This window comes from Leuconostoc mesenteroides subsp. mesenteroides, assembly GCA_009676745.1.
Lineage (GTDB): Bacteria > Bacillota > Bacilli > Lactobacillales > Lactobacillaceae > Leuconostoc > Leuconostoc koreense.
The window spans coordinates 1722440-1739102 of the sequence record CP046062.1; the positions used below are offsets into that span (position 1 = coordinate 1722440).

The window sequence follows — 16663 nt, forward strand, 5'->3', positions numbered from 1 at the left end:
TATATTAATCTTTCGTATATTTTTTAAAGAATTGCGTTAAACGTAAAACTGCTTCATTAAGGGTATCTTGGTCTTTAGCATAGCTCAAGCGCAGATAACCTGGCATACCGAATCCTTCACCGGCCGGTAAAGCAACATGCGCTTCTTCCAAAATTTTTGTTGATAATGCAACAGTATTGCTTACGCCAACCTGCTTCATTAATTTGTCATCAACTTTTGGAAATAGATAAAAGGCACCTTGCGGCTTCACATCAACATGTAGTCCACTAATTTGATTTATTGCATCAAAAGTCACATTTAACCGTTGTTCAAACGCTTGACGCATTTTTTCAACAGTGTCTTGCTCCCCATTCAATGCCTCAATTGCTGCATATTGAGCTGCTACTGTGGGATTGGACGTCATGTGGCCCAATAGTTTATTCATTGCCGAAATAATTTCTGAACTTGCCAAAGTCCACCCTATCCGCCATCCTGTCATTGAGTATGCTTTAGACACACCATCAACAATAATCATAGCACTGTTTTCAAGTTGTTGTAACTGTAATCCAGATGTAAATTCGGCACCATTATAAACAAGTTGACCATATATTTCGTCTAAAATAACATAAGTTCCATGTGCATTTGACCAATCTAGGATATCTTGAATCTCTTGTTTACTGTATACTTGCCCAGTCGGATTGGTAGGGGAATTAACAATAATCAGCTTAACTGTTTCTTTGATCTTATCTAAATCTGAAACAGTTAACTTCATCGACGAGCTTTCCGAATGAATCTCTATCAGTTCACCACCAGCCAGCTTAATTTGCTCAACGTAACTGACCCACTCCGGAGCTGCAGTAACAACTGCGTCACCAGGATTCAGTAAAACTTGCATCAATACGTACAATGATAATTTTGCCCCTGTCGTTACCGAAACATTTTGCGTAGTAATACCTGATTTATATCGTTGATCTACATTTTTAACAATAGCTTGCTTTAATCCAAGTAAACCACTAGCTGGTGTATAAAAACTGGTTTTTTGTGCTTGAATTGCTTCAATTGCTGCATCAGAAATATTTTTAGGTGTTTGAAAATCAGGCTCACCTACGCCTAAATTAATAACATCAATACCTTCTGCCTGCATTTGCTTAGCAAGGGCGTTCATAGCTAGCGTTGGGGAAGCAGTTATAGCAGCTACCCGATTCGAAAAAGTCTTCACTTTATAGTTACCTCTTACATACCTGAAATAGCACGATACGTCTTTCCTGATTTAAAGTCTAATGTTAAATAATTAAGTTTATTGTCCTGCCCTTTAAAACTAATTTCCCAAACTAATACACCTTGATATTCACTAATATTAGCTGAATATAACTTTTTTGGCTTGTATTTGTTAATTATCAGTTTTTTGAGCTGACTGTTTGTCATTCCTGTTGAACGATTATATGTTTTTATTTTATTATTACGAACAATGGCAACTTTTTGAGTACCAGCAGTTGTTTGACCTAAAACAGCATAAGTGGTCGTTTTTCGATAATCAACAGATACTTGTGTTACTGTTGCAATACTTGTCTTTTCACGCACCAATCTTTCAACTCGATTTTCTGCCTGGCGCATTGGAGCTAATGAAACGTAAAAATACCCTAAAATAAAAGCTGCTAGGATAATCAGAATGCCAATTACTATGAACCAGAAATGCGCCCAATGAATACGCGCTTGCCGATGTCTCTGGCGGATTCGAATATCATCTTTAAATTGTATCATTTTTTGAACCCTCCATAATGGCACGTACACATGATATTATACCAAAAATATAGTCGTTTTGATTTGAAAGTTAGAGGTCATGCAATAATCGCTCATATTGTTGTTCTAAACTCTTTTTCAAGTTCATCTTCTCAACGATAATTTGTTGCTTAAATCGATTACGTTGCATAGCATTCAGTTGAGAAACTAGTATACCATTTTGATGACGTTGCATTTGAGTTAAAACATAAGCCAGACGTGATACCGGTTGCCACACTTCACGTTCTGGTACAATGACAATTGCAGGTAATTCCTGCTCCCTGAGCCACATTGTTGAGAAAATTTTTGGGGTAACAATAATAATATTATTTCGCTTGGTTTGGCTCTGCCGTTGTATTTTTTCCAACGAGCCAGTAATTCCTTCCGCGACAATATTATAATTCGTCGTCACTGCATATTTTATTTTTTGATACCAATGATTAACCCGTTCTTCATCAGGAACAATTAACAGTATTTCTCCAACATTATGCTGTGTAATCGTCTGTAAATGTACTATTGGAGACGAACGCTGTAATTGTACAACATGAATTGGTTGTACATCATTATGAATAAATTCACGCTCAACCGTAAATGACTCTGGTACATCACGTAAAAATTCAGTAATTTCTGTTGGTAAAAACTCACTAATAATTAATAATTTATGAACATTAGCAATAAACTCTTCTTGATAAATTGCGCGCTCCAAAATATCAAATACAACTTCAGTTTGAGTTTGTCCGTTAACTTCGAAAAATTCGTTTGCCACTACAATGTCTTTTTGTAATTGTAAGCGTCTAATTTTCAACAATTGATCTCGAGTATTTTGGAACTCATGAGGGATACTATTTTCACTAATTTCAAATAATTCTTTTAAATGTAACGTTATCAATAAAAACCGTTCCACTCGCTTTAAATTGGCTCGTTGATTATCGGATTGCAATATTTGTTTTAGTAATTTTAATGCCTCACTTAAACTCTGACGAACAAATAAACGCTGTTTGTGCGTCAAACCAGCCAACTCCTGATGATTCAATCCTTTTAAGGTATTTTGATACGCCGTAACGTTTAAAGAAACGTGAAAATAATCATGTAAATCATCAACAAATTGTGTTGGCGTTTCCATGACAACAACTGGCCACTTTTCAATATTTTTCGATTCACGCAGTTTCTGACTTTGCACAAAGTATGTGTTAAAGTTCATGATGATGATATTAGCTTGGTGCGCATCTTTATAAGCCTTCTCAAAAAATTGTGCATGACTGTCACCACGAATGGATGACACGTAGTCACTATTTTGAACCCCTACCGAAATTTCTCGAAGTAAGCCTGTTTTGGTTTGGGTCAGCCAAACCAAAACACGAGCTTTAAAAAATTGAATTTGTAATGTATCTTTTTCTGTTAAAGTTTGTGCAAACTTTTTAACATCTATATACTCTGAAGGCTCATACAAAATAGCACTTTGTATCGATTGGCTAAATAGTTTTGTCAGATTAGCAATAATATCTACTTGCTGAGCTTGTAAACTCTCATCATTAGTCAATAAAACTGCTGTTTTCCCACTAAGAATAACGGGAACCAAATAGGCCAAAGTTTTCCCAACTCTTGGACCAGTCAAAATGGTCAGTAAACCATCGGTACGCTTATGTAAAAATTGATTGGTACGATCCATTAAACCGTTCTGTGCAACATTTGTTGTTAGCCACTGACCAAATAACTTTACTTTTTCATCACTTGTTTCTGGATAATCAATTTGCTCAGATTTAGAAGAATGACTGGCTTGTTCTATTATATTGGTTAACAAAGCAACTTGCTCAACAGTACCAAAATTTTGCTTGTTTTTTGAATGAACCAGCTTTAAAAATTGCTGTGTTTGACGTAGTAACGGCCAATCACCTTGTTGCAGTTGCTTTAATGTAATGTCCGGCAATTCTTCAAGCTTTTTCCAAGATTTCAAAAACAGTAAAGCAGTGGCATGCGCATCCGCATTGGCACGATGTGCATTTTTGAGCGTGATATTTAAGTACGTCGTTAAATCTAATAACCGATAGCCTGGTGCCGTTGGAAATAATATCTGAGCAAGCTGAACTGTATCAATAGCAGCAGAGCTTAAGAGTGGAAAACCAGTTCTTTCGAATTCGTCATTTAAATACGGATAATCAAAATTAACATTGTGCGCAATAATCACTGTATCTTGCAGTAAATTTTGCAATAACGGCGCAATTTCTTCAAAATACGGTGCATTTTGCACATCTTTTTGTGATATATGTGTCAGTTGTTGAATTTGACGATCAATTAATTGACCTGGATTGACAAAAGTTTCAAAATTATCGACAATTTGACGTTTCTTTATGAATGTCATACCAATTTGAATAATTCGTCCACCTTTTTTTACGCTGTGGCCTGTGGTCTCAAGATCAACAACCACGAATGTATCGTTGGCGTTCATAGAAAGCACCTTTCTAAACGTGCATGCTAGCACTTTTTATGTAAGAATTGCGCTGTTTACTACACATTAACTATGCGCACTAAACAACGCAATTCTCTTTTATATTTTACACTAAATACTACTGTGCGGTACAATAGTAAAGTACATCTGGAGAAATTTATGTTAAGTCAAATGAATGGCGTAGGTCAATCCCACGCAAAAGCAATATTAATCGGCGAACACGCTGTTATTTATGGTGAACCCGCCATTGCAATTCCCTTGCCAAATATGACGGTCACCGCTACATTGAGACCAGCATTCCGTGGTCAAACAATTGATGGTGCTGAATTCCATGGCGATTTAAGTGAACTTGGCGCAAACGTTGAAGGTATCCGACAGCTACTATTACGTTTAATTAATAAATTTAAAATGGCTCATACACCATTCCTGCTTTCTATTGAATCGAATGTTCCTCAAGAGCGAGGTTTTGGTGCTTCAGCAGCTCTGGCAACTGCAATTACAAGAGCCTTTTTCGATTACTTCAACACAACTTTAAGTAATACAGAATTAAACTACTTCACAAATATTGAGGAAGTTATTTCCCATGGATCCCCTTCTGGTTTAGATGCCACCACCGTTAATTCAAACAACCCAATCTGGTTTATCAAGAACAAAACAATGGAAAAATTCGAGATGAACTTATCAGGTACATTGGTATTAGCCGATACGGGTATCCATGGTCAAACAGTTCATGCTGTCAGTATAGTCAAAGAATTTTTGATGAATGATCAAGAACGCGCTTGGTCAACGATTAGTCATCTCGGACAAATTGCTGAGAAAATACGAATGGATATTTCTGAAAATAATCCAGAGCATCTAGGTATGATGTTTACAGCAGCACATCACGAATTACAATCATTGGGTATATCACATCCCAAACTCGACAAACTAGTTAATGCTGCGAATCATGCTGGTGCTTTAGGAGCAAAGTTAACAGGTGCTGGCATTGGTGGCGCTATGTTTGCTTTAGCTAGAAACAACAATGACGCAATCTCAATTGCCAATGCTCTCAATAAAGCTGGCGCACAAAATACATGGATTCAACCCTTATGAAAGCTACTGCCCATACAAATATTGCCCTCATAAAATACTGGGGAAAAAAAAATACAGAACTAAATCTACCGACAACTAGTTCACTTTCGTTAACACTAGACAAGTTTTACACAACCACTTCCGTGGAACCTGCAGATTATGATGGTTTCATTTTGAACAATCAAGTCGTTGACTCTACCCGTGTTCATCGCTTTTTAGATATTTTGCGGCAACAGTTGGGTGATTTTACACCACTGCAGGTGGTTTCTGAAAATCATGTCCCTACAAGTGCTGGATTAGCATCCTCTGCTTCCGCTTTCGCTGCATTAACAGGAGCTGTTACACAGGAGTTAGGAATAGACTTATCGAAGGAAGAATTGTCCCGCTTAGCCCGTCGTGGTTCTGGTTCAGCTAGTCGCTCCTTTTTTGGTAATTTTGCCATGTGGCATAAAGGTATTGACGACGCGTCTTCTTTTGCTGAGAGCCTTAACGCACCTGAATTGCCCATTGCCTTGGTTGTTGCTGAGGTGTGTGATGCGCCTAAAAAAATAACTTCAACTGAAGGAATGAAACGTGCTATTACTTCACCAAATTATGAGCACTGGCTATCAAAGTCGGCTAATCAATTCATTGATATGCAACATGCTATCCTAGATCAAGATATTGACAAAATTGGTGCTTTGGCTGAAGATAATGCCTTGGGCATGCATGCTTTAAATTTAACAGCTACAAGAAATCCATTCACTTATTTTACAGACAAAACACAATTAGTTTTATCTTTGATACAAGATATGCGCCATCAGGGGATATTAGCCTATGCCACAATTGATGCAGGGCCAAATGTTAAAATCATCACAACAACGCAAGAAGCACCCCAAATTGTGACCATTCTAAAGCAGGCCATGCCATCTCTGAAACTTGAAATTGCTCAAAGCGGGCCCGGAATTTCTTATGACTAAAATATTAATCCCTGGTAAACTCTTTTTGGCTGGTGAATATGCAATTACTAATCCTGGCAACGCTGCACTAATTGTTGCCATTACTACAGGGTTAGCAATAGAAATCAACACAGCCCGTGAATTTTCCACTATTACTTCTAATATCATTACAGATGATTTGACTTTAAATATCAACCAAAAAATACCAGAACAAACTGATGATTGGCGGTTTGTTCGCGCGGCCGTCAATCTAATGGTTCAATATATTCACCTAAAAAGAAATAGGCCCACATTACAAGAAATCAATATTGACATCAAAAGTAATATGAATCACCGTACAGGTAAGATTGGTCTAGGTTCATCTGCAGCAGTGGTTGTAGGTATTGTAGCGGCTTTAAATAACCATTTCAAACTCAACCTTACCTTACTCACTCAATTTAAAATTGCAGCGCTCGCACACTTGCACGTGCAGAAAAATGGCTCATTAGGTGATGTTGCAGCGATTACATATGGCGGTGTTATTGCATATCAAAGTCCAGATTTGTCTCAATATCAAACGGCAGACAAAAACTGGCTGCAACCTGATATTGTAGATGTTCCATGGAAAAAACTAAACATCGTTCCCCTGGAATGGCCGCAAAACTGGCAAATTCTCTTAGGCGCCACACATGAAAGTGCTGATACAAGTAAAGCACTTTCATCAAAAACTTTACCAACTTCTTTTTTCAAAGAAAGCCAACATATCACTGACGACGTTGTTCAATCAGTTATTAACAGTGACTACGAGCAATTTTCAAAGGCTTTAAGGTTAAACCAAACCGTCCTACGGAACACATTATCCCAGGAATACGTTACACCAAAACTAGATATACTACTTCAGACACTTGGCAGTATAGCAGGAAAAATCAGTGGGGCCGGATTTGGTGATAATGGCTTTGCTGTTGTTAATAAACCTACAGATTTACCAGAAAAGTGGCTTTCAGCTGAAATTGAGCCACATTACGTCCAAATTGCTCCACAGAATCGAGGTTAGAATGACTGAATCCGCTCAATCTCATCGTAAAGATGAACATCTATCACTTGGTGTCAAACTCTGGCGTCAAAATACAATACCTGTCATTGGTGCAACCTATGATGATGTACGTTGGTTACCCAATACTTTTCCCGAAATGAGTGTGTCAGAAGTGGATGTTTCAACCAAATTATTTGGTCACCACTTTAAATGTCCATTCTACATTGAAGCCATGACAGGCGGATCAGCTTTAACTGGTCGCATCAATATGGAACTTGCTGAGGTAGCTGCTGAATCAAATATTGCTATGGCAGTTGGCTCACAATCAATTGCACTAAAAGAACCAGAAACACGTGATACATTCACAATTGTTCGTAAGAAGAATCCCGATGGCTTTCTATTTGCCAATTTAGGGGCTGATCATCCTATTTCAAATGTTCGTACTGCCATTGATATGATTGATGCTAATGCCATCGAACTTCATGTTAATGCCGCCCAAGAACTCGTCATGGCTGAAGGTGATCGTGAATTCTATTGGCTAGACAATCTTGCTGAAATTATCGCAAAGTCACCCGTTCCAGTAATAATTAAGGAAGTCGGATTTGGCATGAGTCAGTCTACTTTCAAACAAATTGCTGATTTGAATCCAGCTGCTATTAATGTTGGCGGAGCAAACGGAACAAATTTTTCTATTATTGAACAAAGGCGTAATCGCCTTTCTGAAGCTGTTAATTTAGATCATTACGGATTATCAACCGTCGAAAGTTTGTTAGAAGCCAATCTGGCTAAAAATCGTTTTCCCCTAATTGCAACAGGTGGCATTCAAAATGTGAACCATGTGATTACTAGTCTCATGTTGGGTGCATCTTTAACTTCTAGTGCCGGTTTCATGCTCACAACACTAATGGAAAAAGGTCAAAAATCATTACTAGAAGAAATTCACGCATGGCAAGTAGCATTACCACGTCTATTCACATTACTTGGTGCTCAAAATATCACGGAACTACAACATAAACCACTAATATACAGCCCTAACTTACAAAATTTTATTGCACAACAAAAAGCATCTCAATGAGATGCTTTTAAATTTACTATTTTATTAAGTCGACTTTGTCAAAATCAACAATAGCAATTACTGGTAGGTTTCTGAAAAAGTTATTGTAGTCCATACCATAACCTACAAGAAATTCATCTGGCACTTCCAAACCGAAATAATCAACCTCAAAATCAACTACTCTAGCCTCTTTCTTATCAGCCAATGCCACTGTAGTAACACTTGAGGCACCTTTTAATTCGAAATAATTTTGCAGCCACTGCATTGTTCTACCAGAATCAATAATTTCATCAACAATAACAACATCGCGCCCAGTCAAATCCATACTAACATCATGAACTACTTTAACTTGTCCAGTTGATGCTGCGCCTGAATAACTTTTAACGTCTACAAAATCAAAATCAACATCCAGTGGCATCTTTCGAAGTAGATCGGTGGCGAAGATAACCCCACCTTTTAGTACGGCAATAAAAATAGGCCGTTCTTTATTTTCCTCGAACTTTGTAGTTAATTCATTAGCTACACGCTGAACCTGTGCTTGAATATCTGTTTCTGTCGCCAACACCCCTTTGATAGCTGGGTGTGTGATTAAAGGTTTCATGCTAGTCCTACTCTCTTAAAAATTTCATCAACATGTCGCAAATGATAATGATAATCAAATGCATCGTCAACTTGTTCTTTCGTTAAGTTTTTTTGGATGGTTGGATCTGCATCTACTAAGTCACGGAACATTAATTGCTCATCCCAGGAACGGGCGGTCAAAGGTTGAACAGTGTCATATGCTTGCTCACGTGACAGTCCCGCATCAATCAAACTTAACAGTAACCGTTGTGAATATATTAAACCATACGTGCGATCCATATTCTTTTTCATTGTTTCTGGGAATACACCTAAATTGTTTAGAATGCCAGTATGGCGGTTTAACATATAATCTAGTAATGCGGTTGCATCTGCAAGTATGATACGCTCTGCAGAAGAATGCGAAATATCGCGCTCATGCCATAGTGTAACGTTTTCCAGTGCAGTTACTGCGTAACCACGTAGCACACGTGCTAATCCAGTAATATTTTCATCACCAATTGGATTTCGCTTATGTGGCATAGCCGATGAACCCTTTTGTCCCTTAGCAAAACCTTCTTCAACTTCATGTATTTCAGAACGCTGTAGAGAACGAATTTCGGTAGCGAGCTCTTCCATTTGAGTGCCAATCAAGGCAATTGTCTGGATATAATCTGCATGCAAATCGCGTGGTAGCACTTGTGAACCAACTGGTTGAGGCTTTAGCCCAAGTTCTTTCATAGCGACTTCTTCAACACGTGGTGGCACGTTTGCAAATGTGCCAACCGCTCCTGAAAGTTTGCCGGTCTCCACTTCTGCCGCAACACGCTCAAAACGTTGTATAGCGCGTGTTGCTGAAGCATAGAAACGTGCCATTTTTAAACCAAAAGTTGTTGGTTCAGCATGCACCCCGTGTGTACGACCCATCATGACCGTGTCTTTATACTGCACGGCTAATCTTTTAATTGCTTCACGCCAGTCGTACAAATCTTTTTTTATCATATCATTTGCTTGACGCAAGCGTAAAGCTTGTGCTGTATCAACAACATCTGTTGAAGTTAGTCCGTAATGAATCCACTTACGCTCATCACCCAAGGATTCAGATACATTACGTGTAAATGCAACTACATCGTGTCGTGTAGATAATTCTATTTCTGCTATTCGACCTACATCAAATTTTGCATTTGCACGTATTTTTTCAAGATCCTCAGCTGGAATGTGCCCTTCAGCAACCCAACCAGCGTCCACAGCAATTTCAACATCTAACCATGTTTGATATTGATTTTTAAGCGACCAAATGTCGCGTAGTTGTTCTCGTGAATATCTTTCAAGCATTATTTTTATCCTTTGTGAAATAAAGTGAAGCAGCGAGTAATAAGCCACCTAACGTGTTGCCTAGAAATGCTGGCACAAGATTATGCATCATTTGCGCCAATGTAATCGTACCATTAAAATACGCAGCCGGTAGCAAGAAAAAATTAGCAATAACATGATTGAACCCAATTAACACAAAAACCATGACTGGAAACCACATACCTACTATTTTTCCAATAGCATCCTTAGCAACCATTCCTAAGTATACCCCCATTGCCACCAACCAATTTGCACCGATTGCTGAAATGAAAATCATCGGCATATTTGACGTTACTTTAGCCATTGCCATTGTCGCAACTTGTTTACCATAAATATCTACCTCAGTCAGTCCTAAATAGTGGCCAAAAATATAGGCGAATAAAATCGCACCAAGTCCGTTCAGCAAAGTTATAATTATGACTTCAAAAAAATAACGTAACCAATCCAAATTACGATTCAAAGCACCGTAACCAAGAATAAACATATTTCCAGTGGCTAGCTCTTGTCCAGTAAACACAATCATAATTAGTCCGACCGGAAATAAAGATGCACCGACCAAGGAGACAAGGGGCGAATGAATAGCAGTTAGTGGTGCCATTGCACGAATTGCTGCTAAAAATCCTAAGGAAATGGCAACTCCACCTAGTATTCCCAGCGTCAGTTTCTTCCTGAGAGGATAGCCAACTTTTCTTCGGGCAGTGTCAACCAGCAATGCTTGCATTTCATCGTTTGTGTGCATATTCATCTCCAGAATAACTTTATTTAATTTTCTCTACTCAATCATTTTACCAGTTCTTTTACAAGTTGCGTTCGTAATTAAATTAGTATTTTCTCACAAAAACAAAAAAGGTTCGGTTTATCCGAACGAAACAGTACTTTTTATAAATTTAATCGAACGTTTGGATTGTAAGCGTTCACAACCCTAAATAAAACTTTGAAAACAAGGCAGCAAAAATTGCACCGACAAATGGTGCTATTCCAGGAACTAGAATACCGTATTGAAAATCACTGGAAGCTCGTCTTTTCCAAGGAATAATAGTATACGCAATACGTGGCCCCATATCTCGAGCTAGGTTCATTGCAAATCCTGTCGTACCACCTAGGCCCATGCCAACAGCCCAAACTAAGAAAGCAACAGCTAATGGAACCATTCCCGGAACATCGCCTGCTCTTGCAGAAATAGCTAATATTCCTGTCAAAAATACGAATGTCGCAAACATCTCAACAAAAAAATTGCGTGGTAAATTACGAATCGCTGGTGCTGTTGAAAAGATGTTCCGAACGATTACTGGATCAATATCTTTTTCAGATAATTTAAATTGATCAGCATACATAATGTAGACAATAATTGAGCCGAAGACACCGCCCAATACTTCTACCAAACTAACAATTAAGAAATACTCAAAATGAATATTTCCTAAAACAAATTGGGCCATTGCCATTGCAGGGTTAATATAAACTTCTCCGAAGATAAACAAAACAATTGCAATTCCAAATCCCCAAGTTGTAATTGAAAACAGATGACCTGAGCCATGATATTTTGTACGATTCAACACTTCATCAGCATGGACGCCAACTCCGAAAATAATCATGAGCGCAGTGCCCATAAATTCAGCCAACAATTGATGTATCATTTTTAATCTCCTAAGGGGTTGAAAATTTGCATGTGAAGTTTTAGATTACAATCACCTAGACTATATTAAGGCCTAAAGCCTAGACTGTAAAGCATTTTCATCAATTTGTCAACAAACCGTCATATTTCTAGTTGCTTTACCAAAACGTAGCTTTTAATAGTTTAATAAAATGCTATAATTACTTTTGATGATTAAAATAAAGAGGACTATAAAATGAAAGCACAAGTTGTCTATGCAACACTTACTGGAAACAATGAAGATGTAGCAGATATTATTATTGAAGCACTTGAAAGTGCTGATATTACGGTAACAAAATCTGAAATTAGTCAAACCGAGGTTGATGAATTAGAAGATGTCGATATTGCAGTGGTTGTCCCCTATACATATGATCAGGGCTCACTGCCAGATGAAGGATTAGATTTTTATGATGATTTAGCTGATGCAAATCTTGAGGGTGTCGTATACGGTGTTGCAGGATCAGGGGATACTTACTATTTAGATGATTATTGCTTAGCAGTACCAAAATTCGAAAAACAGTTTTCACTTACCAACGCAACTAAAGGTGCAACTGGTGTCAAAATTAATTTAAATCCACAATCAAAAGATATCCCGACACTACAAAAGTTTGCACAAGATTTAATTGCTGCAGCTAAAAATAAAAAATAAAAAGAAGGCATTCATGCCTTCTTTTTGAATATAACTAATTTACTTAACGCAAAGTTAGAGATAATTACAAAAACATTTTGTATAACATTCCAAATTTGAGCATCTTGATTTAACAAGTTAACCCCAAAATAAAAAATAACAAAGCCAACTACCGCAGTAGCAATTCTTGCTACCAAGAACTGAAATATCTCATTAATTATTGTCTTAAGGTCGTGAGCTGTCGAGTGAAATACCCACGTCCGGTTTGTAAGATAGGCAAAAAAGATAGACCAAAACCAAGCAAAAAGATAAGAAACTGAAGAATTCATATGCCATACTTGAAAGGCCAACCAAAAAGTAATGATGTTAACTAACATTGTTAACCCACCAAATACCATATACAGAATCGCTTCTTGATACTGATTCAGTAATAACTTTATTTTTTCCATGAATTTCTCCTAAAAATAAAATGTCCCCCTAAATAGTTACTATTTATTTTCTTTTAAATCATTCGCAAATTCAATTATTGGGTTGAATGTTTTACCAGCCCGAAATCCTTTTTTGAAAATATCAAGTTTTTCTTGCTTTCGTTCTGTATTAGAAAACTTTATTTGGAAATATTCAGCCCACATACGTAATAATGCACGATTACGACGGTAGAAATCACGTTTTTTAGCATAGTATCTTTTATTGCGGTAAGAATAAAAGTAACGTGGTGTACGGTTTTCATTATCATTAAGTAGACTACTACCTACATTTTCTGCCATTTTGTGAGTCACCTTTGCTCTTGGCACAAAATATCCAGGGGCAATACGACCAGCACGTTCAGTATATTCAATATCATCACCCCAAATAAAGAAGTCGGTGATAGGCAAACCAATTTTTTTAACTACTTCACGTTTCATTAATAATGAAACAAAAGTTGCATTTTGTAGTTGCACAGGCTCCACTTGATCCTCTGGAATTACTTTCAAACGATTCATTGGTGCTGGTTGATTCATTAAAGCACGATGGCCATCAGTCCAACGAACATCACTAGACAAGAAACCGAACTGATCTTGCGTATCCGCAAAATTCAACAACTCAGTTAACGTATCTGGATGCACAACAGTATCATCATCCATCAACCAAACAAAGTCATCGGTTGTGTGCTCCATAAAGTAACGTACACCTTTATTAAAACCGCCAGCACCACCAATGTTTTCTGACAACCGCACATATTCAATTTGGTTACCAAGTGAAGTTAGATACTCTTGCGTATCTGATTTACTATTATTATCAACAACAATAATATGTGAGAGTTTGGTATCTTGGGTCTGCAAACTTTCAATTACCTCTTTTAGAAGAGTAAGACGATTAAACGTTACAATCACTGCACTGACATTCTGAGACATATTGTTTTCCTTAATTCAAAAATATTGTTAAATTTACAACTAATGTTAGTATAAACAAAAAACCAACGGTCGTGTAGAAAAAAATTTTTTTAGACATATTCCATTTTACATGAATCGTCACAAAATCTAATAAGAATTCAATGAGTTTTATTGCAGCGATCAAACCAAAAACAGAAATAAATATATTTTCTGCTCGGCCGTAACTAAAGTATACACCACTCATTTTAGCAGCGATTATTGTAACCATGCTTCCTATCACAATCCAAATAATCCGCATTTTAGTAGATTTGACAATAATACTATCGTTAATGAGGAGCAAACCTGTTCCGAGTAATGCTGCATTTAAACTGAATGGTAGATCAATGATTTTGCCTATATATTGAGACACAATCATTAAGGCTATTGCAATAATAATCAATAAGCGCTTATCAGCAATTTTTTGATGTACATAATGAGCTAATTTCATCGTAATGGGTGTCATCATTAAAAACCAACCAATTGGGTATTTTGTCCAGACTTCCCCCAAAGGCGTATGCAAATTCTCCTCATTACCAAGTGCACCGGCAGTGATAGCATCCCACCAGTTTCCCATGGCAAATTGGAATGGTGCACGCACAGTGATTATCTGCAATGTGATCAAAAATCCAATGACCGCTAATATGGTTGAAACCAATAAATAACAATCAAAGATGTCACCTGGCTTACGATTCTCCAATAATGTCAATTGTGAAAAGCCAACCAGGAGTAAAGGCCAAGAAAAGTAACTCACTAGCTTGCCTAATCCATGAAAAGCATGTAAATCACCTGCAACTCTTGTTAAATATACAACGCCAATTAAAGCAATAATAACCATTAAGAAGGCGTTTAAATATTTTTTTGTCATTTTATTTCACTTTCTGGAAAAATTTCGTTTTTAGTAAATAGTTTTTGCCTGTCGTAATATCATATTGCACGAGTTTAAAATCTCTCACAATTTTTTGTTGTTCTGTCGTCAAAGATTGTTCATTAATATTTTTTCCGTTTTTATCAATAAATGACAATTTACCATTATCATCACGTTTATAGTTATTAATTGTCGGCACTTTTTCAAGCAATTCAGTTTTCAATGCCCAGTACGGATCAACCTGCATATTATTCATTTTAAGCACCATTGCAGTAAAATCAGATGGGTCTGCATACTTTTCTGAAACATCAACTGTACCATTGGCCTTTTTGGCTGCATCATTTTGCCAAATAAAATAGGGTGTTGAATGTGCCGATAAAGCATCTGTAGATGTGTTGACAAAACTAAATATTCCTGGCCAATGATCCCCATACCAAACCAATGTGACCGGCCGCTGTAATTTATTTAGCTTATCAAGAAATGCTTGTGTAGCATTATCGGTGTAATGAAGTCCCTGCAGATAAGATTCTATCGTATCCAAATCTGCATTCGAATCAGTTGGTTCAATAACATTGTAATCACGTTTGGAAAATGTCCAAGGTGTATGATTTTGCATTGTTAATAATTGAATAAATTGGCTGTCGTTACCATCACTAATTTTAGAAAGTACATTTTTATATGCGGAATTATCACTAGCATGATTACCACCACCGACTGAAGCTGTATATTTAACTGGTGTATCACTATCCGTTGTATAGAAATAATTAATACCCATATTTTTGTAAACAGCACGTCGATTGTAAAATGAACCTACATATGGATGGACAACAATTTTTTTATCGAATTGTCCAGTAACCGTTGATTCTTCGTTAATACTACTTGTTAGCTGTGAATACGGCATTGTAATTGTTGGCTTGTAGGCTGTAATATTAAATCCTGTCAATGTAGAATATTCAATTCCTGCAGTACCACCGCCATAACCTGAAGAAACCATATGACCTGAACTTGTAGTGTTCATAGTATTATTAAGCTTTTTTAAGGGATTATCACTAATTGTCAATCCTGGTACATAACTTGGTTTTGTCAACGATTCACTAAGCGTATAAATAACTGTTTGGTTATTAAAATTTGTATTTTTTCGTGTTGCATTAATACTTTTTGCTTCGCTTTGATACTTTTTTATAAGCTTATTCATTGTAACCTGGCTATAATTCTTCGGCTGTTCCATGGCATCTGTTGTCCGTGAATTGAGTAACGCGACAATTCCACCATTAGAAACAGCATCATACAGTGAATCCCATACTTTAGGATCATCACCAAGTTTCATAAATGTTTCTTTGTTTTGATCAGAGTTTATTTGGAAGAAAGGCACTAACGACAACATAGAAATAACCATTAATACTGCACGCCAGCGAATTGACTTAAAGACAATCCATTTACTACGACGATAAATGATGAAAAGCAACACCACCATAATAATTAAAACTACCACAAAAGCTACTACTAATTTGATATCTAACATCCCAATCAAATTGCCCAAAGCAGTCACTTCTTGTAGACTCGCCTCCGTTATTGCTTCCTGTCTGACACTAATCAATTGATATTCAGCAATCGTTGTGATGGCTGTTAAAACCGACATTACAATGATTGTTACCGGTATCCGATTACTAATGAGCGTGATAAGCCACATTAATATCATTAGAACTAACACGTTTATGCCGGCCGAAGTCGTTTGATTAATGACAAATTGGATACCATTTGTCCAAGCACTACGCCCCCAATCACCGGTTCCATACTCGGGATTAGTGGTCATTACTCCAACTTGAATAATATAAAGTGATACTATGGCTAACCACAGGAACAAAAAATTAAGTCGTAAAAATTTAAATATTTTATACTTTGTCTTCATTTTATTTT

The 16663-nt window shown here is 37.0% G+C and carries 16 protein-coding genes; 5 read left to right on the forward strand and 11 right to left on the reverse strand.

Features of this window, described 5'->3' with window-relative positions; translation table 11 throughout:
* Window positions 1–4 precede the first annotated feature (4 nt).
* From GJV51_08610 to GJV51_08620, 3 genes are all read right to left on the reverse strand, one after another.
* Window positions 5–1198 (reverse strand): aminotransferase class I/II-fold pyridoxal phosphate-dependent enzyme, encoded by a 1194-nt coding sequence (locus GJV51_08610; protein QGM26038.1) that lies wholly within the window; start codon window positions 1196–1198, stop codon window positions 5–7.
* Between the two features lie 14 nt (window positions 1199–1212).
* Complete coding sequence (locus GJV51_08615; GenBank protein ID QGM26039.1) at window positions 1213–1740, reverse strand: hypothetical protein; 528 nt, start codon at window positions 1738–1740, stop codon at window positions 1213–1215.
* A 70-nt stretch (window positions 1741–1810) separates the two neighbouring features.
* Window positions 1811–4204 carry a DNA polymerase III subunit epsilon gene (locus GJV51_08620; GenBank protein QGM26040.1) on the reverse strand — a complete coding sequence of 798 codons (2394 nt, stop codon included), beginning with the start codon at window positions 4202–4204 and terminating at the stop codon, window positions 1811–1813.
* A gap of 159 nt (window positions 4205–4363) precedes the next feature.
* Here GJV51_08620 and mvk point away from each other — a divergent pair, with 159 nt between their 5' ends.
* The 4 genes from mvk to GJV51_08640 are packed head-to-tail and all read left to right on the forward strand — an operon-like array spanning window position 4364 to window position 8300.
* Window positions 4364–5296, forward strand: coding sequence for a mevalonate kinase (gene mvk / locus GJV51_08625; GenBank protein QGM26041.1), 933 nt, complete (start codon window positions 4364–4366; stop codon window positions 5294–5296).
* Window positions 5293–6234, forward strand: coding sequence for a diphosphomevalonate decarboxylase (gene mvaD / locus GJV51_08630; protein QGM26042.1), 942 nt, complete (start codon window positions 5293–5295; stop codon window positions 6232–6234). The genes mvk and mvaD overlap by 4 nt, the downstream gene beginning before the upstream one ends.
* A complete protein-coding gene (locus GJV51_08635) occupies window positions 6227–7246 on the forward strand; it encodes a phosphomevalonate kinase (GenBank protein ID QGM26043.1) in 1020 nt (339 codons plus the stop codon). Before mvaD ends, GJV51_08635 begins: the two co-directional genes overlap by 8 nt.
* Before the next feature lies 1 nt (window position 7247).
* Window positions 7248–8300 (forward strand): type 2 isopentenyl-diphosphate Delta-isomerase, encoded by a 1053-nt coding sequence (locus GJV51_08640; GenBank protein QGM26044.1) that lies wholly within the window; start codon window positions 7248–7250, stop codon window positions 8298–8300.
* A 16-nt stretch (window positions 8301–8316) separates the two neighbouring features.
* Here the strand turns inward: GJV51_08640 and hpt are convergent, their stop codons facing one another.
* The 4 genes from hpt to GJV51_08660 form a co-directional block, all read right to left on the reverse strand.
* A complete protein-coding gene (gene hpt, locus GJV51_08645; GenBank protein ID QGM26045.1) occupies window positions 8317–8880 on the reverse strand; it encodes a hypoxanthine phosphoribosyltransferase in 564 nt (187 codons plus the stop codon).
* The gene (purB, locus tag GJV51_08650; GenBank protein QGM26046.1) at window positions 8877–10172 is read right to left on the reverse strand and encodes an adenylosuccinate lyase; all 1296 of its coding nucleotides are present in this window, start codon (window positions 10170–10172) and stop codon (window positions 8877–8879) included. Before purB ends, hpt begins: the two co-directional genes overlap by 4 nt.
* Window positions 10165–10929, reverse strand: a complete 765-nt coding sequence (locus GJV51_08655) for a formate/nitrite transporter family protein (GenBank protein QGM26047.1) — start codon at window positions 10927–10929, stop codon at window positions 10165–10167. Before GJV51_08655 ends, purB begins: the two co-directional genes overlap by 8 nt.
* A 175-nt stretch (window positions 10930–11104) precedes the next feature.
* Window positions 11105–11824, reverse strand: coding sequence for a glycerol transporter (locus GJV51_08660; GenBank protein QGM26048.1), 720 nt, complete (start codon window positions 11822–11824; stop codon window positions 11105–11107).
* Window positions 11825–12037: 213 nt separating this feature from the next.
* On the opposite strand from GJV51_08660, the gene GJV51_08665 reads away from it, so the two are divergent.
* On the forward strand, window positions 12038–12490 hold the full coding sequence (locus tag GJV51_08665) for a flavodoxin (GenBank protein ID QGM26049.1): 453 nt from the start codon (window positions 12038–12040) through the stop codon (window positions 12488–12490).
* A gap of 11 nt (window positions 12491–12501) precedes the next feature.
* Here GJV51_08665 and GJV51_08670 read toward each other — a convergent pair whose 3' ends face one another.
* Genes GJV51_08670 through GJV51_08685 form a run of 4 tightly spaced genes read right to left on the reverse strand, consistent with a single transcriptional unit; the run spans window position 12502 to window position 16655 of the window.
* Window positions 12502–12918, reverse strand: coding sequence for a GtrA family protein (locus GJV51_08670; GenBank protein ID QGM26050.1), 417 nt, complete (start codon window positions 12916–12918; stop codon window positions 12502–12504).
* 39 nt (window positions 12919–12957) lie between these two features.
* Window positions 12958–13863: a glycosyltransferase gene (locus GJV51_08675; GenBank protein ID QGM26051.1), complete on the reverse strand. Its 906-nt coding sequence runs from the start codon at window positions 13861–13863 to the stop codon at window positions 12958–12960.
* A gap of 10 nt (window positions 13864–13873) precedes the next feature.
* A complete protein-coding gene (locus GJV51_08680) occupies window positions 13874–14746 on the reverse strand; it encodes a fucose 4-O-acetylase (protein ID QGM26052.1) in 873 nt (290 codons plus the stop codon).
* Between the two features lies 1 nt (window position 14747).
* Complete coding sequence (locus GJV51_08685) at window positions 14748–16655, reverse strand: sulfatase-like hydrolase/transferase (protein QGM26053.1); 1908 nt, start codon at window positions 16653–16655, stop codon at window positions 14748–14750.
* Between the last annotated feature and the right edge of the window lie 8 nt (window positions 16656–16663).